This window comes from Pantoea sp. X-Soil-ISGK-285, from assembly GCF_059730815.1.
The window spans coordinates 3,735,108-3,760,932 of record NZ_AP035938.1 but is presented as its reverse complement, the minus strand read 5'-3'; the positions used below and the strand labels follow the sequence as shown (position 1 = coordinate 3,760,932).

23 protein-coding genes are annotated in these 25,825 nt (G+C 57.3%); 11 read left to right on the top strand and 12 right to left on the bottom strand.

The features are described from left to right. The first annotated feature begins 1 nt into the window (after position 1). Positions 2-2,083: a 4-alpha-glucanotransferase gene (malQ, locus tag AC6I8B_RS17810; RefSeq protein ID WP_157353890.1), complete on the top strand. Its 2,082-nt coding sequence runs from the start codon at positions 2-4 to the stop codon at positions 2,081-2,083. A 35-nt stretch (positions 2,084-2,118) separates the two neighbouring features. Here malQ and nfuA read toward each other — a convergent pair whose 3' ends face one another. Together nfuA and gntX are read right to left on the bottom strand one after the other, a co-directional pair. Next, entirely contained in the window at positions 2,119-2,694 is a 576-nt protein-coding gene (nfuA, locus tag AC6I8B_RS17805; protein ID WP_010253194.1) for a Fe-S biogenesis protein NfuA, read from the bottom strand. A 58-nt stretch (positions 2,695-2,752) separates the two neighbouring features. Next, the gene (gene gntX / locus AC6I8B_RS17800; RefSeq protein ID WP_022624032.1) at positions 2,753-3,433 is read right to left on the bottom strand and encodes a DNA utilization protein GntX; all 681 of its coding nucleotides are present in this window, start codon (positions 3,431-3,433) and stop codon (positions 2,753-2,755) included. 34 nt (positions 3,434-3,467) lie between these two features. Here gntX and bioH point away from each other — a divergent pair, with 34 nt between their 5' ends. Both bioH and AC6I8B_RS17790 read left to right on the top strand, forming a co-directional pair. Beyond that, complete coding sequence (gene bioH / locus AC6I8B_RS17795) at positions 3,468-4,241, top strand: pimeloyl-ACP methyl ester esterase BioH (protein ID WP_157353886.1); 774 nt, start codon at positions 3,468-3,470, stop codon at positions 4,239-4,241. 173 nt (positions 4,242-4,414) lie between these two features. Further along, entirely contained in the window at positions 4,415-4,684 is a 270-nt protein-coding gene (locus AC6I8B_RS17790) for a YdgH/BhsA/McbA-like domain containing protein (protein WP_010671554.1), read from the top strand. Here the strand turns inward: AC6I8B_RS17790 and AC6I8B_RS17785 are convergent, their stop codons facing one another. The 4 genes from AC6I8B_RS17785 to yjbE form a co-directional block, all read right to left on the bottom strand. Further along, entirely contained in the window at positions 4,685-6,370 is a 1,686-nt protein-coding gene (locus AC6I8B_RS17785; protein ID WP_157353883.1) for an alpha-amylase family glycosyl hydrolase, read from the bottom strand. A 128-nt stretch (positions 6,371-6,498) separates the two neighbouring features. Then, positions 6,499-8,826: a Tex family protein gene (locus AC6I8B_RS17780; protein WP_157353880.1), complete on the bottom strand. Its 2,328-nt coding sequence runs from the start codon at positions 8,824-8,826 to the stop codon at positions 6,499-6,501. Positions 8,827-8,929: 103 nt separating this feature from the next. Continuing rightward, the gene (gene greB / locus AC6I8B_RS17775) at positions 8,930-9,403 is read right to left on the bottom strand and encodes a transcription elongation factor GreB (protein WP_010253180.1); all 474 of its coding nucleotides are present in this window, start codon (positions 9,401-9,403) and stop codon (positions 8,930-8,932) included. 182 nt (positions 9,404-9,585) lie between these two features. Beyond that, positions 9,586-9,834, bottom strand: a complete 249-nt coding sequence (gene yjbE, locus AC6I8B_RS17770; RefSeq protein WP_010253177.1) for an exopolysaccharide production protein YjbE — start codon at positions 9,832-9,834, stop codon at positions 9,586-9,588. Between the two features lie 537 nt (positions 9,835-10,371). Between yjbE and ompR the strand changes: the two genes are divergently transcribed. After that, positions 10,372-11,091 (top strand): osmolarity response regulator transcription factor OmpR, encoded by a 720-nt coding sequence (gene ompR / locus AC6I8B_RS17765; protein ID WP_003853014.1) that lies wholly within the window; start codon positions 10,372-10,374, stop codon positions 11,089-11,091. Further along, entirely contained in the window at positions 11,088-12,455 is a 1,368-nt protein-coding gene (envZ, locus tag AC6I8B_RS17760; protein WP_010253168.1) for a two-component system sensor histidine kinase EnvZ, read from the top strand. Before ompR ends, envZ begins: the two co-directional genes overlap by 4 nt. A 39-nt stretch (positions 12,456-12,494) precedes the next feature. On the opposite strand, the gene pckA is transcribed toward envZ, so the two are convergent. From pckA to AC6I8B_RS17735, 5 genes are all read right to left on the bottom strand, one after another. After that, the gene (gene pckA / locus AC6I8B_RS17755; protein ID WP_010253165.1) at positions 12,495-14,114 is read right to left on the bottom strand and encodes a phosphoenolpyruvate carboxykinase (ATP); all 1,620 of its coding nucleotides are present in this window, start codon (positions 14,112-14,114) and stop codon (positions 12,495-12,497) included. A 368-nt stretch (positions 14,115-14,482) separates the two neighbouring features. Beyond that, the gene (hslO, locus tag AC6I8B_RS17750) at positions 14,483-15,349 is read right to left on the bottom strand and encodes an Hsp33 family molecular chaperone HslO (protein ID WP_010671560.1); all 867 of its coding nucleotides are present in this window, start codon (positions 15,347-15,349) and stop codon (positions 14,483-14,485) included. A 49-nt stretch (positions 15,350-15,398) separates the two neighbouring features. Further along, complete coding sequence (gene hslR / locus AC6I8B_RS17745; RefSeq protein WP_010253159.1) at positions 15,399-15,803, bottom strand: ribosome-associated heat shock protein Hsp15; 405 nt, start codon at positions 15,801-15,803, stop codon at positions 15,399-15,401. A gap of 13 nt (positions 15,804-15,816) precedes the next feature. Continuing rightward, positions 15,817-16,464 (bottom strand): GMP/IMP nucleotidase, encoded by a 648-nt coding sequence (gene yrfG / locus AC6I8B_RS17740; RefSeq protein WP_022624036.1) that lies wholly within the window; start codon positions 16,462-16,464, stop codon positions 15,817-15,819. Positions 16,465-16,521: 57 nt separating this feature from the next. Then, positions 16,522-18,657, bottom strand: coding sequence for an intracellular growth attenuator family protein (locus tag AC6I8B_RS17735; RefSeq protein ID WP_157353877.1), 2,136 nt, complete (start codon positions 18,655-18,657; stop codon positions 16,522-16,524). 391 nt (positions 18,658-19,048) lie between these two features. Between AC6I8B_RS17735 and nudE the strand changes: the two genes are divergently transcribed. Further along, entirely contained in the window at positions 19,049-19,612 is a 564-nt protein-coding gene (gene nudE, locus AC6I8B_RS17730; RefSeq protein WP_497816418.1) for an ADP compounds hydrolase NudE, read from the top strand. A gap of 72 nt (positions 19,613-19,684) precedes the next feature. Here nudE and mrcA read toward each other — a convergent pair whose 3' ends face one another. Next, the gene (gene mrcA / locus AC6I8B_RS17725) at positions 19,685-22,234 is read right to left on the bottom strand and encodes a peptidoglycan glycosyltransferase/peptidoglycan DD-transpeptidase MrcA (RefSeq protein ID WP_033773014.1); all 2,550 of its coding nucleotides are present in this window, start codon (positions 22,232-22,234) and stop codon (positions 19,685-19,687) included. Positions 22,235-22,350: 116 nt separating this feature from the next. On the opposite strand from mrcA, the gene pilM reads away from it, so the two are divergent. The 5 genes from pilM to hofQ are packed head-to-tail and all read left to right on the top strand — an operon-like array spanning position 22,351 to position 25,769. Continuing rightward, positions 22,351-23,157 (top strand): type IV pilus biogenesis protein PilM, encoded by an 807-nt coding sequence (pilM, locus tag AC6I8B_RS17720; RefSeq protein ID WP_476098310.1) that lies wholly within the window; start codon positions 22,351-22,353, stop codon positions 23,155-23,157. Continuing rightward, positions 23,157-23,699, top strand: a complete 543-nt coding sequence (locus tag AC6I8B_RS17715) for a PilN domain-containing protein (protein WP_111534728.1) — start codon at positions 23,157-23,159, stop codon at positions 23,697-23,699. Before pilM ends, AC6I8B_RS17715 begins: the two co-directional genes overlap by 1 nt. Next, on the top strand, positions 23,692-24,186 hold the full coding sequence (locus AC6I8B_RS17710) for a HofO family protein (RefSeq protein ID WP_207254318.1): 495 nt from the start codon (positions 23,692-23,694) through the stop codon (positions 24,184-24,186). The genes AC6I8B_RS17715 and AC6I8B_RS17710 overlap by 8 nt, the downstream gene beginning before the upstream one ends. After that, entirely contained in the window at positions 24,176-24,559 is a 384-nt protein-coding gene (locus AC6I8B_RS17705; RefSeq protein ID WP_207254319.1) for a DNA utilization family protein, read from the top strand. The genes AC6I8B_RS17710 and AC6I8B_RS17705 overlap by 11 nt, the downstream gene beginning before the upstream one ends. Further along, on the top strand, positions 24,498-25,769 hold the full coding sequence (gene hofQ, locus AC6I8B_RS17700) for a DNA uptake porin HofQ (RefSeq protein ID WP_404562568.1): 1,272 nt from the start codon (positions 24,498-24,500) through the stop codon (positions 25,767-25,769). Before AC6I8B_RS17705 ends, hofQ begins: the two co-directional genes overlap by 62 nt. Positions 25,770-25,825 lie beyond the last annotated feature (56 nt).

Genomic DNA, 25,825 nt, shown 5'->3' with positions numbered 1-25,825 from the left:
AATGAAGCAACATTCACTCGGTCAGGCCGCCCGTGCCGCGGGAATTTCACTGGACTACATCAACGTCAATGGCGAGAAAGAGGCGATCAGCGATGAGACCCTGCAGGCGCTGCTGGCGGTGATGGATGATCCGCAGGACGCAAAAAAATCGCCGCTGCCGCCGGTCGCGGTGTTCAGCGGCAGTGGCAAGCGACAGCTGACGCCACAGGGCAGCGGCGTTTACCGCTGGCAGTTGCAGACTGAAAACAGCAAACAGCACAGCGGCGAGTTAACCGCCAGTGAGCCTTTTACACTGCCTGGCCCGCTGGCGCAGGGGTACCACCAGCTCACACTCAGTAAGGGCAAAAAAAGCTGGCAGACGCGGATTATCGTCGCGCCGCGCCGCTGCTATCTGCCTCCGGCGCTGGAAGCGGGGGAAAAACGCTGGGGTGCGCTGGTGCAGCTCTACACCGTGCGCTCTGAACAGAACTGGGGCATCGGCGACTTCGGCGATCTCGACCAGTTGCTGGTGCAACTGGCTGAACGCGGTGGCGATTTCGTCGGGCTGAATCCGCTGCATGCGCTCTATCCCGCCAGCGCCGGTTTCGCCAGTCCGTACAGCCCGTCGTCGCGCCGCTGGCTGAACGTAATCTATATCGACGTCAGTCAGGTGGCCGATTTTCAGCAAAGCGCGGCGGCACAGAAGTGGTGGAAAAGCGCCAGAACCCGGAAGGCGCTGACCAAAGCGCGTGAGGCGGAGCTGGTTGACTACGAGGCCGTAATGGCGCTTAAGCTCGCTGCGCTGCGGCACGCCTGGGCACACTTTCAGACGCGAGACAGCCAGAGCGAAGAGCATCAATCCTGGGCGGCCTTTGTGCGTGAAGGCGGCGACAGCCTGCGTTATCAGGCCGCCTACGACGGCATACAGCTGGAGCGGCGGGCAGATAAGGCGCAGCAGGGCGGCTGGCCTGCGTGGCCGGAAGGGTGGCGCAACAGCCAGTTGCCGGAGGTGCAGCAGTGGTGTGCACAGCATGAAGAGGAGATCGCTTTCTGGCAGTGGCTGCAATGGCTGGCGCAGCGGCAGTTCTCTGGCTGCTGGACGCACAGTCAGGCGCTGGGCATGAGCGTCGGACTCTATCGTGACCTGGCAGTGGGCGTGGCGGAAGGCAGCGCGGAAACCTGGCACGACCCGGAGCTTTACCGCCTCAAGGCCTCGGTGGGTGCGCCGCCTGACCGCCTCGGTCCGCTGGGACAAAACTGGGGCTTACCGCCGATGGATCCGCATGTCATGAAGGCGCGCGGCTACCAGCCATTTATCGACATGCTGCGCGCCAATATGCGCGACTGCGGCGCGTTGCGCATCGACCATGTGATGTCACTGCTGCGTCTGTGGTGGGTGCCTGCCGGGGAGACGGCGGATAAAGGCGCCTATGTGGCCTATCCGGTCAACGATCTGCTGGGCATCCTGGCGCTGGAGAGCCACCGGCTGCGCTGCATGGTGATTGGTGAAGACCTTGGCACTGTGCCCCAGGAGATTGTCAGCCTGCTGCGTAAAAGTGGCGTCTTTTCATGGAAGGTGCTCTGGTTTGAGCAGGAGAAGGATGAGCGCTATCGCGCGCCGCAGGACTATCCGCGCCAGTCGATCGCCAGCGCCAGTACGCATGATCTGCCTACGCTGACCGGTTTCTGGGAGCAGGGCGACCTGGCGCTGGGTGAGAAGATTGGCCTCTATCCGGGCGATGCGGTGAAAGCGTTACATCAGCAGCGCGCCGCGCAGAAGCAGGCGCTGCTGGATGCGCTGCATCTGGCGGGCGCCTTACCGGCACGCAGCCAGAAGAAGGCAGAGAAGCTCACCATGACGCCTGCGCTGAATCGGGCAATACATCGCTTCCTGGCGGATACCGACAGTGCGCTGCTTGGCCTGCAGCCTGAGGACTGGCTTGGCATGACCACGCCGGTCAACGTCCCGGGCACGGTGGAGCAGTACCCTAACTGGCGACGCAAGCTGAGCAAAACGCTGGAGGAGATCTTTGCGGACAAGGAAGTGAATGCACTGCTGAAGGTGGTCAGCCAGCAGCGTCAGTCAGGACAGAAAGAGCAATAACAGAAGCGCGGCAGCCATGCTGCCGCGCTTAATCATCAGTAGAACGAGTGTTCACCGCGCTGATGCTCAGTAATATCCCGCACGCCTTTGAGTTCCGGGAAGGCGGCCAGCAGCTCTTTCTCGATACCATCTTTCAGGGTCACGTCGATCATCGAACAGCCGTTACAGCCGCCGCCAAACTGCAGAATGGCGTAGCCCTCATCGGTGATCTCCATCAGCGACACGCGACCGCCATGGCCGGCCAGCTGTGGGTTGATCTGCGCCTGAAGCAGATACTCAACGCGCTCAACCATTGGCGCATCATCAGAGACTTTACGCATTTTGGCATTCGGCGCTTTCAGCGTCAGCTGCGAACCAAGATTGTCGGTAACGAAGTCAATTTCAGCATCTTCCAGATACGGCTTGCTCAGTTCATCAACGTAAGCAGAGAGCTTTTCGAACTTCAGTTCGGTGTCAGTAGCTTCAACGGCATCGGGCGGACAGTAAGAGACGCCACACTCGGCTGTTGGCGTACCCGGGTTAATCACGAATACGCGAATCTGGGTGCCATCTTCTTGTTTGGATAGCAGTTTAGAAAAATGTTCCTGGGCAGAGTCAGTAATTCGGATCATGTCGATTGCTCAATAGTTGACTAATTTAGTTGGTTATAATACGCCCATCAAAGACGCTCTACAAGGTACGGCACAGGCACCAGACCTGCACGCTGGCGGCACCCTGGGCCATTAACAGGCGGCTGATTTCATCTACCGTACTGCCGGTGGTAATGACGTCATCCAGCAGAGCGATATGGCGTCCCTGCACCACCATTTCAAGGCAGAAAGCACCCCGTAAGTTGGTGCGGCGCTGGCGGGCGCTGAGCTGATGCTGTAATGCGCCCCCGCGCTTGCGGGAAAGACCTTCGCGCCATTCACATCCCAGCCAGTGCGCCAGCGGTGCGGCCAGCAGTACCGTCTGATTAAAGCCACGCTGCCAGCGTCGTCGCCGATGCAGCGGAACCGGCAGCAGCAGATCGGGACGCGGCACACTGCCACGCCGGTAAACATTAAGCCAGCTTAGCAAAAGCAGCCGCGCCAGCATCACCCTGAGTGCGGTTATGTGAGAAAATTTAAGCTGGTTAACCCACTGGCTGAACGGCGGACAATAGTCATTGACGCAGACCAGCGCCTGCCAGGCGGGCGGTTTAAGCTGGCAGCGGCCGCAGGCGACCTTTGCTGAACCTGCCGGCAATCCGCAGCGTGGACAGAGCAGCGGTAACGGCGGTAATCCGCGCAGACATAAGCTGCAGATGCCATGCCGGGCTATCCGCAACGGCATCCGGCATAGCCAACACAGGGCGGGCATTGCTAGCATAGCGACCTCCTTATCATTTTCGGGATAGTAACTGATGACGTCGCTCTACTGGCACACCTGCGGAGAAGGAAAACGCGATCTTGTGCTGCTGCACGGATGGGGACTGAATGCCGAAGTCTGGCAAAGCATCATTCCGCGACTCAGCGCGCACTATCGCCTGCATCTGGTCGATCTGCCCGGCTATGGCCGCAGCCAGCATTTCGGTGCGCTGACGCTGGAGCAGATGGCAGCGCAATTGCTGCCTTCGCTGCCACCACAGGCGATTGTGGTGGGCTGGTCGCTGGGCGGACTGGTGGCCACGCAGCTGGCGCTGAGTGCGCCAGAAAAACTGGCTGCACTGATCACCGTTGCCTCGTCGCCCTGTTTCACCGCCACAGAGAGCTGGCCCGGCATTAAACCGGAGACGCTGCAGAACTTTCAGCAGATGCTCAGCAACGATTTCCAGCGCACGGTGGAGCGCTTTCTGGCGCTGCAGACGCTGGGTACCGAAACGGCTCGCGCCGATGCGCGGCAGCTGAAAGAGGTGGTGCTGTCGCAGCCGATGCCGGAGGTGGCGGTGCTGGATGGCGGACTGGATATTCTGCGCCAGGTCGATCTGCGCGACGCGTTACCGCAGATTACGCTGCCGTTCCTGCGACTCTATGGCGCGTTAGATGGACTGGTGCCGCGCCGGATTGCGGCGGAGATTGATGAAATGTTGCCAGCATCGCCCTCAGTGGTTATCGAAAAAGCCGCACATGCGCCTTTTATTTCCCATCCTGAGCGCTTTTGCCAGCATATTGTTAATTTTATCAGTAATCTGCCGTGATAATGACGCTTTGAACTGGCAAAATCGCAGACAGCAGCAATACTTCTCTCTGTGAGCGAGGCCGTTGCAATTTTATGTGATTAGTCATGGAAATGACTATGCCGTTCCATACTGCCTTACGCGTTTAGCGGCTGCTTACATCTCACAATGGATCATGAATGAGGGTAAACATAATGAAGGTTTTTAAATGGGTTGTGGCTTCAATGATGATGGGCGCGATTTCATTTTCTGCGATGGCAGCGAAAGAAGTCACCCAGGAAGAAGTTAAAACAATGAACCTGCAAAAGATCGGCAACGTTAACACCACGGCGGAAACCACCTCGCCAATGGATGCTAAGAAAGTGTTGTCGAAGCTCGCTGACGAAAAGGGCGGTAAATACTACCGCGTGATCGCAGGCCGCGAACACGGTAAATTCAGCGCAACGGCTGAAGTCTACAAGTAATTAACGTAGCCACATGAACTGCCAGGCATCCAGCTTAACCGGCTGGGTGCCATCAATTTTCTCTCCGCTCACCACATCCTGCAACGTATGCGCCACCGGCAATTGCGTCTCCACTGACCGTCCACTGAGATTAAACACGCACAGCAGCCCGTCGCCGCTTTCTGGCTGATGACGTCTGAGCACCAGCACGGCGTTTTCGCTCTCATAAAGCGTCATCGGATTATCCGGGTGAAACGCAGGCTGACGACGACGCAGCTGAATCAGCTGGCCGAGCCGCGTATAGACCTGCTGGCGCAGCCAGTTACCGCCCGCCAGATCCGCTTCTATCTGCTGTAAATCATACTTCTGCCGATTAATCGCCCGGTTGTGTCCGGCGGCGCGCACGCCATCGTAATGGTTACGACCACCCAGAATGCTCTGGATATAGATGGCAGGCACGCCGGGAAAGACCAGCAGAATCGCATGGGCCAGCAAAAAACGTTTCAGCCGCGTGGCGTCATCGTCATCTTCACGGTTGAGCGCATCCAGATAGGTGACGTTGATTTCATAGGGGCTGGTGGTGCCGTCAGGGTTGTTTTTATAGGAGACCAGCGCGCCTTCCAGCGCCAGATCGCGCACCAGCGCCACAATCTCCACTTCAGACAAAATGCCGCGCGCCGGATTAAGGCCGATGCCGTCGTGTGACGCCAGAAAGTTGAAAAAGGTGGTGTCGTTGCTGCTGAGATCCAGAGCGCTCGCCCACTGCCGCAGTGCGCGCGCCGAGCCGGTGTGAATCGCATGCAGCACCAGCGGCGGCAGCGAAAACTGATAGACCATCTGCGCCTCATCGTGCCCGTTGCCCAGATAGCTGATGTTGTCCTGATGCGGCACGTTAGTCTCGGTGATAATCACCGTGCCTGGCGCAACCTGGTCGGCAATAGCGCGAAACAGCTTCACCAGCTGATGGGTCTTTTCCAGATGAATACAGCGCGTGCCGGGCGTTTTCCACATATAGCCGACCGCATCAAGACGCACATAGTCAGCGCCGCGTTTAAGGTAGTCGAGCAGCACATTGACCATGCGCAGCAGCACCTCAGGATTGGCAAAGTTGAGGTCGATCTGGTCAGCGCTGAAAGTGGTCCAGATAAAGCGGGTTTCGCCATCCGCCATTTTAAACGGCGTCAGCAGCGGCGAGGTGCGCGGACGCGTCACGGCGCTGAGATCGGTGGCGGGCGGCATACTGATAAAGAAATCGTCCCAGCCGGGATCCTGCGCCAGGAAGTGGCTGAACCAGGCGCTGTGTGCCGACATATGGTTGCAGACAAAATCGAACATCAGCCGGGTTTCCTGATGCAGCCGCGCAATATCCTGCCAGTCGCCGTACAGCGGATCGACCTGATGATAATCAATCACCGAAAAGCCGTCATCGGACGACCAGGGGAAAAAGGGCAGCAGGTGAACCAGCGGAAACGTGGATTGCAGGTGCTGCTGATAGAACCGGGAAAAGGTGCTGAGCGTGGGTTTATCGGCTTCGCGAAACTGATCGGCATAGGTGATCAGCACCACATCCTGCTCATCCCAGTGTGCCTTGCGCGGCAGCTTAATGGCCTCGCGGGCGGTGGCGATGTCAGCCAGCAGGCGCGCAAAGGTCGCCTCCGGAAATGTGCCAGCATAAATCTTATCAATCAGATCGGTGATCGTTTCCATCGTGAATTGGGTGCCACAGCAGGTGTTGTTTTTATGACAGGCGTCTTTTTAGCGTAGCGCGATGGCGGGGATTTTCAACCGGGGAGAAGGGTGTGAAGTGGGGGCCAGGCAGTGGCCCCCTGAAAAGCTTAGCGTTTTTTACCGAAAGCCGCAGCCAGCGCATCACCCATCGCACTGTTACCTGCTGACGAGCTGACCGGACGCGGACGACCTTTCGCGGTGTTCTGACGTTTCTCCTCGCGCGGAGCAGCGTTTTTCGCGCCACCACGGGCATTGCCTTCGCCTGGCTGCTCATCAAGACGCATGGTCAGGGCAATACGCTTGCGCTGGAGATCGACCTCCATCACTTTCACTTTAACGATATCGCCCGCTTTCACCAGCTGATGCGGATCTTCCACGAAGCGATCGGAGAGCGAAGAGATATGCACCAGGCCATCCTGATGCACGCCGATATCCACAAATGCACCGAAGTTGGTCACGTTAGTGACGGCACCTTCGAGGATCATGCCCGGCGTCAGATCGTTCAGCGTCTCTACGCCTTCAGCGAACTGTGCAGTTTTAAACTCAGGACGCGGATCGCGGCCCGGCTTCTCAAGCTCTTTCATGATGTCGGTGACGGTCGGCAGACCAAAACGTTCATCAATGAAATCGCGGGCGCTGAGATTACGCAGGCTGCCTGCGTTGCCCATCAGATCGCTCAGTGCCTGCTCGGTGGCGGCCAGGATGCGCTCCACCACCGGGTAGGCTTCCGGATGCACAGTCGAGGCATCCAGCGGGTTATCGCCATGGTTGATGCGCAGGAAGCCCGCACACTGCTCAAAGGCTTTTGGCCCAAGACGGCTCACTTTCAGCAACTGCTGACGGTTCTGGAAGCGGCCATGCTCATCACGCCAGCCGACAATATTCTGCGCCATCATGCGCGTCAGGCCCGCCACGCGGGTCAGCAGCGGCACCGAGGCGGTGTTGAGGTCAACGCCGACGGCATTCACGCAATCTTCCACTACCGCGTCGAGTTTCTTCGCCAGCTGGCTCTGACTGACGTCATGCTGATACTGACCCACACCGATCGATTTCGGGTCGATTTTCACCAGCTCAGCCAGCGGATCCTGCAAACGTCGGGCAATCGACACCGCGCCGCGCAGCGAAACATCGAGATCCGGGAACTCCAGCGCCGCCAGTTCTGAGGCCGAATAGACAGATGCGCCAGCTTCACTGACAATCACTTTTTGCGCCGTGACCTGCGGGAACTGCTGCTGCAGATCCAGGAAGAAGCGCTCAGTTTCACGTGAAGCAGTGCCGTTGCCAATCGCCACCAGCTCAACCTGATGCTTAATGCAGAGTGCGGCTACGGCGGCTGCGGCTTTCGCGGTCTGGCCGGTATGCGGATAGACGGTATCGGTCGCGACGACCTTGCCGGTGGCATCGACCACCGCCACTTTGACACCGGTGCGCAGGCCTGGGTCCAGCCCCATGGTGGCGCGCATACCGGCGGGAGCGGCCATCAGCAGATCGTGCAGGTTGCGGGCAAAGACGTTAATCGCTTCATCTTCTGCGCGTTCGCGCACCGTGCCCATCAGCTCCGTTTCCAGATGCAGCATCACCTTGATGCGCCACGTCCAGCTCACCACCGCTTTACGCCAGCTGTCGGCAGGAGCGTTATTCAGGCGCAGGTTCAGGTGCTCAGCAATCAGCGTTTCGCCGTGGCTTTCACGCGGTGCTTCATCAAACTGTGGATCGGCATTCAGCGACAGTTGCAGCACGCCTTCGTTGCGGCCACGCAGCATCGCCAGCGCACGGTGCGACGGCACGCCGCTCAGCGCTTCATGGTGATCAAAGTAGTCGCGGAACTTCGCGCCCGCTTCCTCTTTGCCTTCCACCACGCGTGACACCAGATGGGCATTTTTCCACAGGTAATTACGCACCTTCGCCAGCAGCGCGGCATCTTCAGCGAAACGCTCCATCAGAATGTAGCGGGCACCATCCAGCGCGGCACGGACGTCGGCGACGCCTTTGTCGGCATCGACATACTGTTCGGCAAGCTGCTCAGGAATGTGAGACGGCTCCTGCCACAGCGTCTCCGCCAGCGGCTCCAGACCCGCTTCGATAGCGATCTGTCCACGCGTCCGGCGTTTCTGTTTGTAGGGCAGGTAGAGGTCTTCAAGCTCGGTTTTGCTGAGGGTGGTGTTGATCGCGCGGGCGAGGTCGTCAGTGAGTTTCCCCTGATCGTCAATCGACTTCAGAATCGACTGGCGTCGCTCTTCAAGTTCACGCAGATAGCTGAGGCGGGTTTCCAGCTGGCGCAACTGGGTATCATCCAGCCCGCCGGTGACCTCTTTACGATAGCGTGCGATAAACGGCACGGTATTCCCTTCATCCAGCAGGCGAACGGCGGCGTCAACTTGCTCTGGACGCGCCTGGAGCTCACTGGCAATTATCTGGCTCAGAACTTTCATCATCAGGATTGTCTTGCTTTCCGGGTTGAGAAATAGCCGACAGTTATACGGATTGATGGTTAAAATTGCCAGAGACGCGGGCGGCTTTCAGCGATAATCTGAAGGGTTATTGCGGGTAGTCAATCGCGTTGATATACCACAGTGCCGGCCCCACTGGCGTCTCGACGGTGGCGGCATCGCCGACCTCTTTTTTCAGCAGCGCCCGCGCCATGGGCGAGTCGATGGAGATGTAATCTTTGCGGCCAAAAATCTCATCGTAGCCCACAATGCGGAAGCGTTTGAGGTCGCCCTCATCGTTTTCAATTTCCACCCAGGCGCCAAAGAAGACTTTGCCATCCTGCTGGGGTGAATAGTCAACGATACGCAGCTGTTCAAGACTTTTGGTCAGATAGCGAACGCGACGGTCGATTTCACGCAGCCGTTTTTTGTTGTACTGATAATCGGCATTTTCACTGCGATCGCCAAGACTGGCAGCCCAGGTGACTTTTTTTGTCACTTCCGGTCGCTCTTCACGCCAGAGATAGTCGAGTTCTGCTTTCAGCTTATCGAAGCCTTCGCGGGTAATGAGTCGGGTTTTCATGCTATACCGGCCAGAGAGATCCAAAGAGGAACAGTGTAAGACAAAGGGGGCGCGGCAAAAAAGGGCGGGGAAAGGGTTTTTAAAGGCTAAAAACCCACGTTGACTTCCCCGGCGGCGAAAGGGTTGGTGCTGAACAACAATCTGAAGCCAGTAATCTGAAGCTGTAAAAGAAGTCGTGATACTTATTTACCGGCGTGAGTCGCCGTGGTGGTCGATGTACCGGTGCTGTGACCGTCACCGCCGCCGCCGCCCATGGTGGCCAGCGCAACGCCCAGCAGGGCTGCGACTGCGCCAACACCGATGGCGTTAGAGTTACCTTGTGCTGTGGTGGTTGCCGCTGCGCCAGCTGCTTCACCGGTGGCTGTGGCAGCATAAGCTGGAGTGACGCTGCTTAATGCCAGCGCGCTCAGCAGTAAAATTGTTTTTTTCATTGTGTGTAATCCCCGTTGAGACATCGAATGTTGCCTGAGCAGTCTGGTTGAAAACGGAGAAGGCGAAAAGTTGGCTTTACTGATTGATTTAACGGACTTTAATTTCAACTGGTCTTGCTGGTGGCACCGCTGAAACTAATCCGAGAGGAGAGTGGGGCGTTACGCAGGTTTGCTGGAATATTATGCTGCCTGACTGCTGTTGAGGTAGATTATCTGGAGCTTATCCACAGTGATGGCTGATCATTAAGTCAAATTGTCTGCTAACTTGCTGAATTCGTTCATCGAATAAAAACTGGCCCGCTTCTGACGCCAGCGATTCAGAGAAACAGAGCCGTTTTTTCAGATTTGCCGTAACAGGGGCCGGGCAGCGCCAGACGCGTTAAAACTGACCCGAAATGGCCTTAAATCAAATATAAGCTCCTGTTTAATATGCTTTGTAACAATTTTGGCTAGAATATAAACCATTAATGACTGTCACTATAAGGCATCTTTTTTTAACAATGTTGGCTCAGGCAATAGCGCCTTTGGGAGTTGAAAATGCAAGAGAACTACAAAATTCTGGTCGTCGATGATGATATGCGTCTGCGTGCACTGCTTGAACGCTATCTCACCGAGCAGGGCTTTCAGGTGCGCAGTGTCGCTAACGCCGAGCAGATGGATCGTCTGTTAACCCGTGAATCCTTTCATCTGATGGTGCTCGACCTGATGTTGCCGGGCGAGGATGGTCTCTCTATCTGCCGTCGTCTGCGCAGTCAGAGCAACCCGATGCCGATTATTATGGTGACCGCCAAGGGCGAAGAGGTGGATCGTATCGTGGGGCTGGAGATCGGCGCTGACGACTATATTCCTAAACCCTTTAACCCGCGTGAGCTGCTGGCGCGCATCCGTGCGGTGCTGCGCCGTCAGGCCAATGAACTGCCAGGCGCGCCTTCGCAGGAAGAGGCGATCATCGCCTTTGGTAAGTTCAAACTTAACCTCGGCACCCGCGAGATGTTCCGTGAAGATGAGCCGATGCCACTGACCAGCGGTGAGTTTGCGGTGCTGAAAGCACTGGTCAGCCATCCGCGTGAGCCGCTGTCTCGCGATAAGCTGATGAACCTGGCGCGTGGCCGTGAATACAGCGCCATGGAACGTTCGATTGACGTCCAGATCTCCCGCCTGCGTCGCATGGTGGAAGAGGATCCTGCGCATCCGCGTTATATCCAGACCGTCTGGGGTCTGGGCTACGTCTTTGTGCCGGACGGCAGTAAAGCATGAAGCGACTGCGCTTCTCGCCTCGCAGTTCGTTTGCCCGCACCCTGCTGCTGATCGTTACCCTGCTGTTTGTCAGCCTGGTAACGACCTATCTGGTGGTGCTGAACTTCGCCATTCTTCCCAGCCTGCAACAGTTCAATAAGGTGCTCGCTTACGAAGTTCGTATGCTGATGACCGACCGGTTGCAGCTGGAAGATGGCACGCAGCTTGAAGTGCCACCGGCGTTTCGCCGGGAAATCTACCGCGAACTGGGGATCTCGCTCTACACCAATGCAGCAGCAGAGGAGAGCGGATTGCGATGGGCGCAGCACTATGAATTCCTGAGCGAGCAGATGGGCCAGCAGCTTGGCGGTCCCACCGATGTGCGGGTTGAGGTTAACAAAAACTCGCCCGTCGTCTGGCTGAAAACCTGGCTGTCGCCCGATATCTGGGTGCGGGTGCCGCTGACTGAGATTCATCAGGGCGACTTCTCGCCGCTGTTCCGCTACACCCTGGCGATTATGCTGCTGGCGATTGGCGGTGCCTGGCTGTTTATCCGCATCCAGAACCGCCCGCTGGTAGATCTGGAGCACGCCGCTCTGCAGGTCGGGCGCGGGATTATTCCGCCGCCGCTGCGCGAGTATGGCGCGTCAGAAGTGCGATCGGTGACCCGCGCCTTTAACCAGATGGCGGCCGGGGTGAAGCAGCTGGCGGATGACCGCACGCTGTTAATGGCGGGCGTCAGCCATGATTTGCGAACGCCGCTGACCCGTATTCGTCTCGCCACCGAGATGATGAGCGAGCAGGATGGCTACCTGGCCGAATCGATTAATAAAGATATCGAAGAGTGCAACGCCATTATCGAACAGTTCATCGACTACCTGCGTACCGGTCAGGAGATGCAGACTGAGCGCGCCGACCTTAACAGTGTGCTGGGCGAAGTGGTGGCCGCTGAAAGCGGCTATGAACGTGAGATCGAAAATGCGGTGATGCCGGAAGAGTTAATGCTGGATATCAACCCACTGTCGATTAAACGGGCACTGGCTAACCTGGTGGTCAATGCCGCGCGATACGGTAATGGCTGGATCAGGGTCAGCAGCGGGCGGGAACTGCATCGTGCCTGGTTCCAGGTGGAAGATGATGGACCTGGCATTAAGCCGGATCAGCTGGCGCATCTGTTCCAGCCCTTTGTGCGCGGCGACAGCGCCCGCAGCACCAGCGGTACCGGTCTGGGCCTGGCGATCGTGCAGCGTATTATTGATGCCCATCAGGGCTCGCTGGAGATTGGCGAGAGCGAACGCGGCGGTTTACGCATTCGTGCCTGGTTGCCGTTAGTGGAAAGCATGGCGCTGAGCCACAACAACGGCAGTAACAGCGTGTCGGGATGATAAAAACGGCGCGGCAGTTTCATTGCCGCGCCGCTTCTTTTAGCGTTGCGGGCCAGCTTTCACCAGCGCAGCACCTGCGGCGTTATCCGTGTACTTGTCGAAGTTATCAATAAAGCGCTGCGCCAGACCTTCGGCGGCGGCGGTCCACTTCTCCTCACTCTCCCAGCTACGACGCGGATCGAGCGTATCACTATCCAGTTCGCCCAGCGTAACCGGCATCTGCAGATTAAAGATCGGCAGCGTTTCCATCGGCGCATCATCCAGCTCACCCGCCAGAATGGCATTGATAATGGCGCGGGTATTCTTCAGTGAGATGCGTTTGCCGCTGCCGTTCCAGCCGGTATTGACCAGATAAGCCTGCGCACCTGACGCCTCCATCCGTTTCACCAGCACTTCCGCATACTGCGTCGGATGCAGCATCAGGAACGCCGCGCCGAAACAGGCGGAGAAGGTGGGGGTCGGCTCAGTGACGCCACGCTCGGTCCCCGCCAGTTTGGCGGTGAAACCTGACAGGAAATGATACTGCGTCTGCTCCGGTGTCAGACGTGAAACCGGTGGCAGCACGCCAAACGCATCGGCGGTCAGGAAAATCACTTTCTTCGCGTGGCCCGCTTTTGAGACCGGCTGCACGATATTGTCGATGTGATTGATCGGATAGGAGACGCGGGTGTTTTCGGTTTTGCTGCCGTCGTCATAATCGACGCTGCCATCTTCGCGAACTACCACATTTTCCAGCAGCGCATTGCGGCGAATGGCGCGGTAGATCTCCGGCTCAGCCTGCTCAGAGAGGTTGATGGTTTTGGCGTAACAGCCGCCCTCGAAGTTAAACACGCCATCATCGTCCCAGCCGTGCTCATCATCGCCGATCAGCTGGCGGTCAGGATCGGTAGAGAGTGTGGTTTTACCGGTGCCCGAGAGGCCAAAGAAGACCGCCACATCGCCCGCTTTACCCACGTTTGCAGAGCAGTGCATCGAGGCGATGCCTTTCAGCGGCAGCAGGTAGTTCATGATGGCGAACAGACCTTTCTTCATCTCGCCGCCGTACCAGGTTCCGCCAATCAGCTGCATGCGTTCAGTCAGATTGAAGGCGACAAAGTTTTCAGAGTGAAGACCCTGCGCCTGCCAGTCTGGATTGGTGCATTTGGCGCCGTTCATCACCACAAAGTCGGGAGTGAATTCGGCCAGTTCAGCGTCGTCAGGCTGGATGAACATGTTCTTCACGAAGTGTGCCTGCCAGGCCACTTCGGTGACAAAACGTACGCTCAGACGGGAATCGGCATTGGCACCACAGAACGCATCCACCACAAACAGGCGCTTGCCGGAAAGCTGGCGGGTGACGCAGCTTTTCAGCGCGTTCCAGGTCTCCTGCGACAGGGGCTGATTGTCGTTTTTGCCGGTGCCCTGGTCGTTCCACCACAGGGTATCGCGCGTGGTGTCGTCACGCACAATGTACTTATCCTTTGGCGATCGCCCGGTGAAAATCCCGGTGTCTACTGCAATCGCGCCGCTCTGCGTCAGGGTGCCACGAGCAAAACCTTCGAGGTCCGGGCGCGTCTCTTCCTGAAAAAGCGTGTCGTAATCAGGGTTGTAAACCACTTCCGTGGTATCCACGATGCCCAAAGCGGCAAGGTCTTGCGAGGTCAGGCCGTTAACGCGCATTTTACTGCTCCTTAAATCGGTGTCTGTTCTGCAAAGCAGAGATAGGTTGGGATCGTGCCACCGGCTGTTGTATCGGGTGCGGCAAATCACTGACAGTCGACTGCGCTTCGTCACGACAGCCTGCAAAGATCACCGGGCAATTCAGGGCATCTGCCTCTGACTTCCGGGCGTTTGCACGATCGCGCGCAGTTTACTCTTCTGCGTTAAGGGAAAAAGGGCAGTGATCTAAAAATGCGACTCAGGGCGCGTTAAGGCTATGTTTCGAACGTTTAAAAGATGTTATGAAAGTAAAAAAAGATAATTTGTCTGAAAAATTATGGGGATAGGCATGGGCGGCGGGGAAGGGGCGGCAGAAGCCGCCCGATAAATCAGTGAAGCTGGTTATTATTCTCAAGGGAGTGGCTGCGAATACCGGCGATATCGACGGCGTCAAACACGTAGTTTGAGCCGCAATAGTCGCAGTGCATGTCGATTTTGCCATCTTCCGCGATGATCTCATCAACCTCTTCCTGCGGCAGCGTGGTCAGTACTTCGCCACAGCGCTCACGCGAGCAGGTGCATTTGTAGATCACCGGCTGCGGATCGTAGAGGGTGACCTCTTCCTGATGGTAGAGACGCCACAGCGCTTCATTCGCAGGCAGATCGATCAGCTCTTCCGTTTTAATGGTTTCGGTCAGCGTTGCCAGATGGTCGAAAACCTCTTTCTCCGTATCCTGCGCAGGCATCACCTGCAGCAGAATACCCGCGGCGCCTTTGTCGCTGGTGCGGATAAACAGCCGCGTTGGCAACTGCTCTGAGCGCATGAAGTAATCTTCCAGGCACTCCGCCAGAGTTTCACCTTCCAGTCCCACCACTCCCTGATAACGTTCGCCCTTTTCAGGGGAAATGGTGATCACCAGATAGCCATTGCCCACCATGCTTTTCAGGGTACTGTCGTCCGGGATGTCGCCTTTGATACGCGCTACGCCGCGCAGTTCCTGGTTGTTGTTGCCGTTGATCACCGCCAGCGACAGCGGACCGTCACCCTGCAATTGCACGGTGATTTCGCCATCAAACTTCAGCGTGGCAGTCAGCAGGCTGGTGGCGACCAGCATCTCACCCAGCAGCGTTTTAACCGGTGCCGGATAGTCATGGTTCTTTACGGTTTCACGCCAGGTGTCAGAGACGTTCACCAGCTCGCCGCGCACGGCGGCATTTTCAAACAGATAACGGTGCAGTTGATCCTGGGCTGACATATTTTTTCTCTCACTGGTACGGGGCGATGGCGCGTCAGCTAAGACGACGTTATTCATCGCCCGATAATTTAAACTTCATCAAATCGCGACGCTCTTTTTTGTCAGGTCGCCGATCGGGATGGGGCATAGTCAGCGCATTCATTTTGCGCGCCTGCGCCATTTTTTCGCGTTTTTCAATGCTGGCATCGGTTTCGCGATAGAGCTGCTGGGCCTCGCTGGCGGGACGGCGCTGAGCGCTGATGTCCGCCACCACCACGGTGCGTTCATCGTTGCCCTGACGCAGTGTCAGTTCCGCATTCAGCTCTACCACCTTGCCGGGTTTGCTGCGCTGGCCGTTGTAATGCACTTTGCCGCCTTCAATCATCTCCCGCGCAATCGCCCGGGTTTTGTAAAAGCGCGCGGCCCACAGCCATTTGTCGAGGCGTACCTCTTCGCTGCTTTTCTCTTTCTTCATTGCTGCTCCTGACTCAGATCAGCGTCCGGTAGTCGCCGGTGGCGCGATGACGCTGAAAGATTTGCTCAGGACGACCCGAATCGGGGTTCTTTACGCCTAAGCACTCGCCGATGCCCCATGACGCCGCAGCATCCAGAATCACTTCGCTATCATCGATAAACAGCGTGCGCGGCGCAGAAAAGCCGGTGTGCTGTTGTACCGCCTGCCATAAACGTTGGTCTTCTTTCGGATACCCAAAGGTATGGGTGGAAAGTAATAAATCAAGGTGCGGCGCTAAACCTGTCTGCGCCAGTTTGACGTCCAGATTGTAAGGATGCGCGTTGGTCAGCAGGATAGTGGACTTGCCCGCGCGGCGCAGAGCCTGCAAAAAAGGCAGCGTATCGTCACGCAGCGCAATGCGGCTGCGCATCGCCCAGGTCATGGCACGGATGTCCAGCGCCAGCGCTTCTGCCCAGTAATCCAGACAATACCAGTTTAGCGTATGGGCGACGGCCTGATACTTTTCCGCGATGATCGCTTCGGCTTCCGCCCGGGTGATGCCGCGTTGCTGACTGAGTTGTTCAGGCACATGCTCCAGCCAGAAGTGGCGATCAAACGCCAAATCCAGCAGCGTGCCATCCATGTCGAGCAGCACGGTATCAATCTCAGACCAGTTGAGCATGCGGATGTTTCACCCTGTAAAAAAACCGGGCGACAGGGTAGCACAGAAGGGCAGGGCTCAGAATATCGGGCGCACGCTCTGCAAAGTGCCGAGGTTATGATTGAAGCACTTGTCGTAATAGTGCTGGATATCGATCATGCGCTGGCGATTAAGGTGCATACGGCGCAGCGCCAGTAACCCATTGATCACACAGCAGGTTAACAGCACCAGCAGCAGCAATACGGTGCCGAGATAGCGCCATTGCGCCATGGCATCCGGTTCATTATGCAGCACGATATGACGCGTGCCGTTGGCATCCGTTGAAATGCTGGTGATGATGCCGCTGGCGCTGAAAGGTGTATGCAGCAGCATGGCGGAGATACGTTGCAGTTCGCGCCACTGAGAGGGCGGATCGAGATCAAACAGCGACACGGTTGGCTGAGGCTGATTCACCAGCTGGCGACCCTCGTCGCTGACGATCAGAAAACCCCCTGGCGGCGGGCTGTTAAGATTTTCCGCTGCACGACGGGTTTCGCGGAAAAAGAAGGTCGAGGTGGCGGTATTGACCAGGTTTTCCAGGGCTTCAGCACTGACCGGCCGCAGCAGCACATTCATGCCGTTTAGCTGGCCGGAATCTGCGCGACGCATCAGCGCTTCCCAGTCTTTAGCATTGCCCAGGTTCACCAGCGCATTTTTCAGGCGCATACAATCCTGTGGCTGATTACAGAGATCCTGCGTTTTCATCACCAGATCGGAGAAGTCATCCAGCAGGATCATGCCGGACTTCTGAATCGCGGAGGCCAGCTGCGGATTCAGTTTAGGATCGGTATTGGTTTCCGGATGCAGCTGCTTTGTGGTGGTCTCCAGCAGAGCAGCGGCTTTATCAATAATGTCCGATTGTGGCTGCGGCAACGGCGTGGCGTTATTCCAGTAGACCGCCGAGCAGTCGAACGGCATGAAGGCGTAACTTCGGTTGCTCTGATAGTTGTCCGGCACCGAACACATGCCGGTACCGCTCACTTTGAGGTTGTCGCCAATATTCAGGGGCACGCTGCTGAGTTTATCGACGCTGCTGACCTCCAGGCTGTCGGTGCCCCTGGCCCAGGCCAGACTGAGCTTGATCGGCATGCCGAGCGGGATCCAGGTGACCAGCATGGTCAGCACCATCAGTGAACCACAGGCCAGCACCACGTTTTTCCGCCAGCGCTGAATAGGGAAGTTTTTGACTTCATCCTGCAGCGACAGGAAGCGACCCTGACGCACCACCTGACGGTTAAGGTAGATCTCCACATCCGTCACCTGTCCGAGATCGTGCGCGACATAAGGCTGCCAGTGTGGTGGATAGGCGAGGTCAATAATCCCCAGTGTGATATTGCTCTGCTCCTGGTTCGATTCGCTGAACAGGCCCCAGCGCTTTGGCGCGCCGCGCAGGCAGTGTATGTCACGCAGGCCGCGCTCACCCGGAATGCGGTAGAGCAGCCACAGGCTGGCGGCAATCATGACTGCACCCGTCAGCACCAGCCAGATCATCAGCGTTGCGGGGACTAACAGGCTGAAGAAGAAGAGTAAGAAGGCAAGAGAGATGATCACCGCTTCACGCGTACCATCTGGCCGCGACAGACGATACTCTTCCGGCGTCTCTTTGCGCACCTGCAGCAGTTCGACGTTTTCCGTTTCCGCTTTGCGGATAGAGGCGTTGGTCGACACCGGACGCATCAGCGTCGGCAGCGATTGCTGATCCACGGCGTAATCCACCAGCGAGTGGCCGTTCAGCGAGATCACCAGCGGAATAGATTGGGTGCGGATTAACTCAACGTAGTTTTCGTCGGCGATGTACTGCTCCCACAGCGGCGGCAGATGAACTTCAACTTCATCAAGGTAGTAGCGCCATTTATGGGGATCGTCCGTGGAGAGTCCGTAGCGGGTAATCGCACGGGTAACGGGGTAGACATTGTTGCTTTGTGCCGTCAGCGTCAGTCGTTCGGACGCGCTGCGCTTATCGGTCGTCACCGTGGTACGGGGCTGCTTTTCCAGCGCGGCGACATACTTATCAACCGCCTCACGCTCCTGAGCAGAGAGTTTACGGCAGGGCGGACTGATAAATGGCAGAGGTTTCGCCAACGGCGGACGATGCCGCATAGCGTACCAGAACCCAATGCCTGCCAGGATTGAACAGGTCAGCACTATGGCCAGGATCATCAAGATTGTGCTCATGCTCTGCTCAATTCAGCCAAAATGCTGCCTTCACTTTAAACTTTCGCTTTCGGTTATGCTCACTATAAAAGAGGCATTCCGGAAGATTATATAACCCTGAGGAGTCAGACACCCGATGAAATAGTGCCAGCGTATATCTGATTAGCATTTGTTAAACCCTGCCTTGTCCGAATGGTAACCGGCTCAGACTGGATTAAATATCGGTATTATCTGAAACTTATCGCAGCATATTGACTAATGCAAATTTAGTCTTAACTGATAACCAAAGGCTGTTATTCAATCGATGTAATCTGTGTAACGATAACGTGATTGTCTGACTGTCGCACAATTGCCTGTGGTTAGGTATGCTAATTCGCTCCAGATAGCCGGCGCAAAATAATTTGAGGCTGATATGAAAATTCCAAAAAAACCTGACATCCTCAATATCACCGCCGTGGCACGTTCACGGTTATTCACCATTGAATCGGTCGATCTGACTTTCAGCAATGGTGCGCATCGCGTTTATGAGCGGATGAAGCCCTCAGAACGTGAAGCGGTGATGATTGTGCCGATTATTGATGACCATCTGATCCTGATTCAGGAGTATGCCGTCGGACTGGAAACCTATGAGCTTGGTTTCCCCAAGGGGCTGATCGATTCAGGTGAAAACGTGAATGAAGCGGCAGTTCGCGAACTGAAAGAAGAGGTCGGTTTTGGTGCTGACCAACTGACAACGCTGGGCAAACTCACCATGGCGCCCTCCTACTTTTCCAGCAAAATGAACATTGTGGTGGCGGAAGGTCTTTACGCTGAAAAGCTGGAAGGCGATGAGCCGGAGCCGCTGATTGTCCACCGCTGGCCGCTGAGCGATATGATGTCGCTGCTGGATGAACCCGATTTCCGCGAGGCACGTAATGTCAGTGCGCTGTTTATGGCGCGCGAATGGCTGGTGAAGCAGGGACGGCGGAGTTACTGAATATCATCTGTGACTGAATAAAAAAGGCCGACTGACGTCGGCCTTTTTTACAGTGCGGTTTCGTGGGTCACATCAGAACAGCTCGTGACTCTCACCGTTATCCATAATGGTGGTACCCACATCATGAACCGAATATTCGGTTGGCTGGGTGCCATTGATGAAGTACTCCTGACGGGTGTTACCCCCTCCATTTGCCAGCTTGCCGGTGCTGCGATCGATCGTCACCGTGACCACGCCATCCGGCGGTGTTAACGGCTGCACCGGTACGCCATCCAGCGCACTCTTCATGTACTCATCCCATGCCGGTTGTGCGCTCTTAGCACCGCCTTCATAGCCCGAAATCTGATCGGGAATGGCGCCGGAGAGCGTGCTGCGGCCCAGATTGCGGCGCGCATCATCAAAGCCGATCCAGACTGAGGTGACCACGCCAGGGCCGTAACCCGAGAACCAGGCATCTTTCGAGCTGTTAGTGGTACCGGTTTTACCGCCGATATCATTACGCTTAAGGTCACGCCCGGCACGCCAGCCTGTTCCCATCCAGCCCGGTTCGCCAAAGATGTTACTGTTCAGCGCGCTCTTGATCAGGAAGGTGAGCGGGGTGTTGATCACGTGGGGTGCATATTGCTGCTCACCCTGTTGTGCCTGAGCGGGAACCTGCTCCAGTTCAGGCTGAGGAACGGCCTGATTCTGGTTGTTATTTGAGGCAGCAACGTTCTCGACGCTCTCTTCATTCAGGGCCAGCGCTTTTTTGGTCTCGCCATAGATCACCGGCAGATTGCACTGCGGGCAGGCGATCTTCGGTTTCTCTTCAAATACGAGGCCGCCCTGTTCGTTCTCAATCCGGGTGATGAAGTAAGGATCGACCAGGAAGCCGCCATTCGCCATCACGGAGTAGCCGCGCACCACCTGTAACGGGGTAAACGAGGCCGCACCTAATGCCAGCGATTCAGTATGAACAATGTTCTGCGCCGGGAAACCAAAGCGCTGCAGATACTCAGCGGCGTAATCCACGCCCATCGCACGCATCGCACGCACCATCACCACGTTTTTCGACTGGCCTAAACCCTGACGCAGACGAATCGGACCATCGTAAGTTGGCGGTGAGTTCTTGGGACGCCAGTCAGCACCCGCACCCGCATCCCAGCGTGAAATCGGCACATCGTTAAGGATTGAGGCGAGCGTCAGCCCGCGATCCATTGCGGCGGTATAGAGGAAAGGCTTGATGTTAGAGCCGACCTGACGCAGCGCCTGGGTCGCACGGTTAAACATGCTCTGGTTAAAGGCAAAGCCGCCTACCAGCGCGCGCACCGCACCATCATTCGGATCCAGCGAGACCAGCGCCGAGTTCACATCCGGCACCTGGCCCAGCCACCACTCATCACCCACTTTGCGCACCCAGATCTGCTGGCCTGCCTGCAATACCTGCGTCACGCTTTTCGGCGTCGGGCCCTGCACGGTGTCAGACTTATAAGGACGCGCCCAGCGCACACCGGCTAATGCCAGCGACACATTGCTGCCATCTTTCAGCATCACCGTCGCTTCATCGCTGCGCGCTTCCGTTACGACTGCCGGATTGAGCGGACCATAGACCGGCAGCGTCTTCAGCGCTTTCTCAATCCTGGTCTGATCCCAGGCCGGTTCACCCACTTTCCACAGCACGCTGGTCGGGCCGCGATAGCCATGACGCATATCGTAGGCCATGACGTTATTGCGAACGGAGGTCTGCGCGGCTTCCTGCAGGCGACGGGTCACGGTGGTGTAGACCTTGTAACCGTCGGTGTAGGCATTCTCACCGTAGCGTTTCACCATCTCCTGACGCACCATCTCGCTGAGATAGGGGGCAGAGAAAGCGATTTCCGGGCCGTGATACTTCGCGACCAGCGGCGTATTACGCGCCTCGTCATACTGCTGCTGCGTGATGTAATGCTGATCCAGCATACGCGCCAGCACCACGTTGCGGCGCGACAGGGCACGACTCGGCGAGTAAAGCGGGTTAAAGGTGGAAGGGGCTTTCGGCAGACCGGCAATCATCGCCATCTCACTCAGCGACAGCTGGTCAACCGGCTTACCAAAATAGACCTGTGAGGCTGCGCCAACGCCATAAGCACGGTAGCCGAGGTAGATCTTATTCAGGTAGAGCTCAAGGATTTCATCTTTGTTCAGCAACTGCTCAATGCGGATCGCCAGGAACGCTTCCTTTATTTTACGCATCAGGGTGCGTTCCGGGCTCAGGAAGAAGTTACGGGCCAGTTGCTGAGTGATAGTACTGGCACCCTGCGAGGCGTGACCGGAGACCAGCGCAACGCTGGCCGCACGGAAAATACCCACCGGATCAACACCATGGTGCTCATAAAAACGGCTATCTTCGGTCGCAATAAACGCTTTCACCATCACAGGTGGCACTTGCTGCAGAGTCAAAGGAATACGGCGCATTTCGCCATACTGGGCGATCAGATCGCCATCGGCGCTGTAAACCTGCATAGGGGTTTGCAGACGCACATCTTTCAGCGTGTTTACGTCGGGCAGCTGTGGCTCTATGTATTTGTATAAACCATAAATCGAGCCAGCTCCCAACAGGATGCAACACACTGCAAGGATCAATAAATACTTTACGAACTTCACCTGGAATTTCCCATCTGTTGTCGTTTGAGCAGTTTATAAACAACCGCGCGGTAGTATAAAGGCAAGCCAGACGCTTTGATATGTCCATTTTCCCGGACGATAAGGAGATCGCGCGTATGGCTTTTCATACCTGGCAAATTGGGCTGGATATTCAGAATAGGCAGATTTGCGCCCTGGCCCTCCAGCCTCGTCGTGATGGCTGGCAGCTACGCCACTGGTGGCAGCAGCGGCTGCCGCAAGATACGTTAAGAAACGGCGTGCTGCAATCTTCGCCTGAATTACTGGCGGCCTTAACGGCCTGGCGTCAGCGGTTGCCACGCCGTTATTCGCTGCGGGTCGGACTGCCAGCCCAGCTGGTGCTGCAGCGCCAGCTTCCCCTGCCTGCGCAGTCGCTGAAGGAGCCAGCGCTGGGGCACTACGTGCAGGCGGCCGCGCGCCGTCTCTTTCCGCTGGAGCCCACTGCGCTGGCGCTGGATTACCGGCTGGATGTGCAGAGCGGGCAGCTCTGCGTCACGGCAGCGCGGCTGGAGATTATCGATCAGTGGGCGGCACCCCTGTTGCAGGCGGGTTTAAAGCCGCAGGTGTTCGAACTGACCACCGAGGCGCTGAAGCGGTTAGCCCGCCAGGCAGCGCTGCAGGACGACGCGGTGCTGGTTCTGCAGCAGGATAACCGCTGGCTCTGGAGCGATGCGCACACCGCTGCTGACACAGGCGAAGCCGCCACGCTGGAGGCACTGCAACGGCAGGCCTTTCCCGGGGCGCGTTCTGTCGCCTGGTGTACTGCAAAGCAGGCGCCGTTGCCCGCAGACGTTAGCGCGTTTTCCCCTTTTGATCTGTTTCGTTATAAGCAGCCACCTTTGCCGGAGAATCCGGGCGCTTTTGCGCTGGCGGCCGGGCTGGCGCTGCGCGACGGAGATGAGTGATGGTCGCGGTTAATCTGCTGCCCTGGCGGCAGCGCCGTCGGCAACAGCAGCGGCGACAGAGCCTGGTCGTGCTGTCACTGGCGACTGGCGCGCTGTTACTGGTGGTGATGCAGCAAACCTGGCGGATACAGCAGACGCGTCAGCAGGTGGCGCAGGCGAGCAGGACGCAGCAGCAGGCGCTGGAAAGCCTGGGGCAGCAGTTAGCGCAACAGAAGCAGTTACTGGAGCAGCTCGCGGTCGTGCAAAAACAGCAGGCGAAGTATCGCCAGCAGGCTGCACAACTGGCCGCCTGGCAGCAGTTCTGGCTCGATTTACCCGCGTTGCTGCCCGACACCGCCTGGCTGACCCGGCTGGAGAAGCGCGACAACCGTCTGACACTGGAGGGGCGGGCACAGGATATGGCGGCAGTCCGACAGTTCCGCCAGCAATTAACCACTGTGGCCCTGTTTGGTCTGGTGAAGCAGGGCGGGGTTAAGCGTCAGGCTGATGGCCATTATCGGTTTTCACTGCGGGCAGAGATGCAGGAGGTGAACAGTGAGTGAATGGTGGGATCGCTGGTGGCAGATGGCCGCTATTGCGCGCTATGGCTTGCTCGCCGCACTCTTATCCGGTCTGCTGCTGCTCTCCTGGATCCTGTGGTTACGGCCACAGCAGCAGGCGCTCATTGCTGAACAGCATACGCTGTTGCAGTTGACCCGCACTCTGCAGCTGCGCCAGCACCAGTGGCGTCAGAACCCCGATAATGCACAGTTGCAGGCGCAGCTGCAGTCGATACAGATCGCGAGATCAGCATCTGCATCGGGCCGTGCAGTGGAAGAGATCCTGGCGGCACGCCGTAGCCAGCTGGAAGAGTGGCAGCCGGACGCCCCCTCACGCATGCTGACGCTGCATCTGCAGTGGCCGGCGTTCCAGTCGCTTTTTGCCGAGCTGGCCCAGGCCTCCGCACCGTTTCCGGTGCATTTCCAGCTGCTGGCGCAGCCGCAGTACCTGGTGGCTCAACTCTGGCTGGAACCTGACGATGCGCCATAGTCTGCTGATTTTACTGTTGTGCTGTGGCGGCGTGCTGGCGCGCGATCCGTTCCGGCCTGTAGCCGGTTCCGTCTGTGAGGCGACAGTGGAACCGCTCACCGGCTGGCGTCTGCAGGGGATCATTGGCCGGGAGGCGCATTTCCATGCCTGGCTGCTGACCCCGCAGGGAGAGAGTATTACGGCCCGCACCGGCAAGCCATTTCCATTCGCACCCTGGCAACTGGCGGGTATGACCCGCCGCAACCTCACCTTAGCGGTGCCTAATAGCTGCAACGCACAGCAGACCGCATTTTATTTAAAAGGACGATCGCATGATAAGGATAGCTACCCTGCTGCTGCTACTAAGCTGCCTGCCGCCGGTTCACGCCGCTGATGAGGAACCTCTCAGTCTGACTTTTGATAACGCCCCGGTAGAGCGTATTTTGCAGGCGCTGGCTGACTATCAGCAGATCAATCTGATGATTGCGCCAGAGGTTGAAGGTTCGTTATCGCTGCGGCTGGATAACCTGCCCTGGCATCAGGCGCTCAACCTGGTGGCGCGCATGGCAAAGCTGACGCTGGTTGAACAGGATAATGTCCTGCTGGTCTATCCGGAAAGCTGGCAGCAGGCTCAGCAGCAGGCACGTGAGGCTGAGCAGCAGTCGCAGTTGCAGCAGGTTCCTTTGCAACAGCGCGCTGTGATATTGCGTTATGCCAGCGCCAGCGAGGTGTATGCCAGCCTGCTGAGTGAGCGTCAGTCGCTGATGACGCCGCGCGGTAGCGTGACGGTCGACAAACGCACCAACGCATTGTTACTGCGCGATAGTGCGGCGGCTTTAAAAGAGACGGAGCGCTGGATACGGGCGCTGGATCTGCCACTGGAACAGATTGAACTGTCAGCCCACATCGTCACTATCAGCGAGGAGCATCTGCAGGAGCTGGGCGTGAAGTGGGGATTGCAGGCGGGGGACGCCGCCGTAACAGATATCCTGCATCATCCCCGGCTGGATGTTCCGCTGGCGGTGAGTTCACCCGGCATCAGCGTGGGAATGGCGCTGGCGCGCATCGGAGGGCAGCTTCTGGATCTGGAGTTAAGTGCGCTGGAGCAGGAGAACCAGATTGAAATCATCGCCAGTCCGCGCCTCTTTACCTCACATCAGCAGACCGCCTCGATTAAGCAGGGCACAGAAATTCCTTATGAAGTGTCGGCAGGAAACAGCGGTGCCACCAGTATTGAGTTTAAAGAAGCGGTGCTGGGTATGGAGGTGACACCGACGATTTCCGGCAATGGCCGCATCCAGCTGAAGATCCATATCAGTCAGAATATGCCGGGTCGCAGCATCAGAACCGGCGATAGCGACATATTATCCATCGATAAACAGGAAATTGAGACCCAGGTCACGGTCAGTGACGGGCAAACACTGGCGTTAGGCGGTATCTTTCAGCAGCAGCGCACCCGCGGACAGAATCAGGTGCCGCTGCTGGGAAATGTGCCGCTGATTGGCGGGTTGTTTCGCCAGCAATCTGATCAGCGCAAAAAAAGAGAGCTGGTGATCTTCATTACGCCGCGATTGGTCAGGGAAGCAGCGCTTACGGCTGGATAAAACGGAAAATGCGTCCCTTAAGGCCATCTGCGTTGACGCAGGAGAGGAATTAGCTT

Excerpts from the sequence above, each read along its gene's own strand:
- nudE (WP_497816418.1), top strand. The coding sequence starts at position 19,049 with ATGAAAATTCCAAAAAAACCTGACATCCTCAATATCACCGCCGTGGCA.
- AC6I8B_RS17735 (WP_157353877.1), bottom strand. The coding sequence starts at position 18,657 with ATGAGCACAATCTTGATGATCCTGGCCATAGTGCTGACCTGTTCAATC.
- gntX (WP_022624032.1), bottom strand. The coding sequence starts at position 3,433 with ATGCTAGCAATGCCCGCCCTGTGTTGGCTATGCCGGATGCCGTTGCGG.
- pckA (WP_010253165.1), bottom strand. The coding sequence starts at position 14,114 with ATGCGCGTTAACGGCCTGACCTCGCAAGACCTTGCCGCTTTGGGCATC.
- hofQ (WP_404562568.1), top strand. The coding sequence starts at position 24,498 with ATGATAAGGATAGCTACCCTGCTGCTGCTACTAAGCTGCCTGCCGCCG.
- yjbE (WP_010253177.1), bottom strand. The coding sequence starts at position 9,834 with ATGAAAAAAACAATTTTACTGCTGAGCGCGCTGGCATTAAGCAGCGTC.
- greB (WP_010253180.1), bottom strand. The coding sequence starts at position 9,403 with ATGAAAACCCGACTCATTACCCGCGAAGGCTTCGATAAGCTGAAAGCA.
- nfuA (WP_010253194.1), bottom strand. The coding sequence starts at position 2,694 with ATGATCCGAATTACTGACTCTGCCCAGGAACATTTTTCTAAACTGCTA.
- AC6I8B_RS17790 (WP_010671554.1), top strand. The coding sequence starts at position 4,415 with ATGAAGGTTTTTAAATGGGTTGTGGCTTCAATGATGATGGGCGCGATT.
- pilM (WP_476098310.1), top strand. The coding sequence starts at position 22,351 with ATGGCTTTTCATACCTGGCAAATTGGGCTGGATATTCAGAATAGGCAG.
- hslR (WP_010253159.1), bottom strand. The coding sequence starts at position 15,803 with ATGAAGAAAGAGAAAAGCAGCGAAGAGGTACGCCTCGACAAATGGCTG.
- malQ (WP_157353890.1), top strand. The coding sequence starts at position 2 with ATGAAGCAACATTCACTCGGTCAGGCCGCCCGTGCCGCGGGAATTTCA.
- ompR (WP_003853014.1), top strand. The coding sequence starts at position 10,372 with ATGCAAGAGAACTACAAAATTCTGGTCGTCGATGATGATATGCGTCTG.
- bioH (WP_157353886.1), top strand. The coding sequence starts at position 3,468 with ATGACGTCGCTCTACTGGCACACCTGCGGAGAAGGAAAACGCGATCTT.
- AC6I8B_RS17785 (WP_157353883.1), bottom strand. The coding sequence starts at position 6,370 with ATGGAAACGATCACCGATCTGATTGATAAGATTTATGCTGGCACATTT.
- AC6I8B_RS17780 (WP_157353880.1), bottom strand. The coding sequence starts at position 8,826 with ATGATGAAAGTTCTGAGCCAGATAATTGCCAGTGAGCTCCAGGCGCGT.
- AC6I8B_RS17705 (WP_207254319.1), top strand. The coding sequence starts at position 24,176 with ATGCGCCATAGTCTGCTGATTTTACTGTTGTGCTGTGGCGGCGTGCTG.
- AC6I8B_RS17715 (WP_111534728.1), top strand. The coding sequence starts at position 23,157 with ATGGTCGCGGTTAATCTGCTGCCCTGGCGGCAGCGCCGTCGGCAACAG.
- hslO (WP_010671560.1), bottom strand. The coding sequence starts at position 15,349 with ATGTCAGCCCAGGATCAACTGCACCGTTATCTGTTTGAAAATGCCGCC.
- envZ (WP_010253168.1), top strand. The coding sequence starts at position 11,088 with ATGAAGCGACTGCGCTTCTCGCCTCGCAGTTCGTTTGCCCGCACCCTG.
- yrfG (WP_022624036.1), bottom strand. The coding sequence starts at position 16,464 with ATGCTCAACTGGTCTGAGATTGATACCGTGCTGCTCGACATGGATGGC.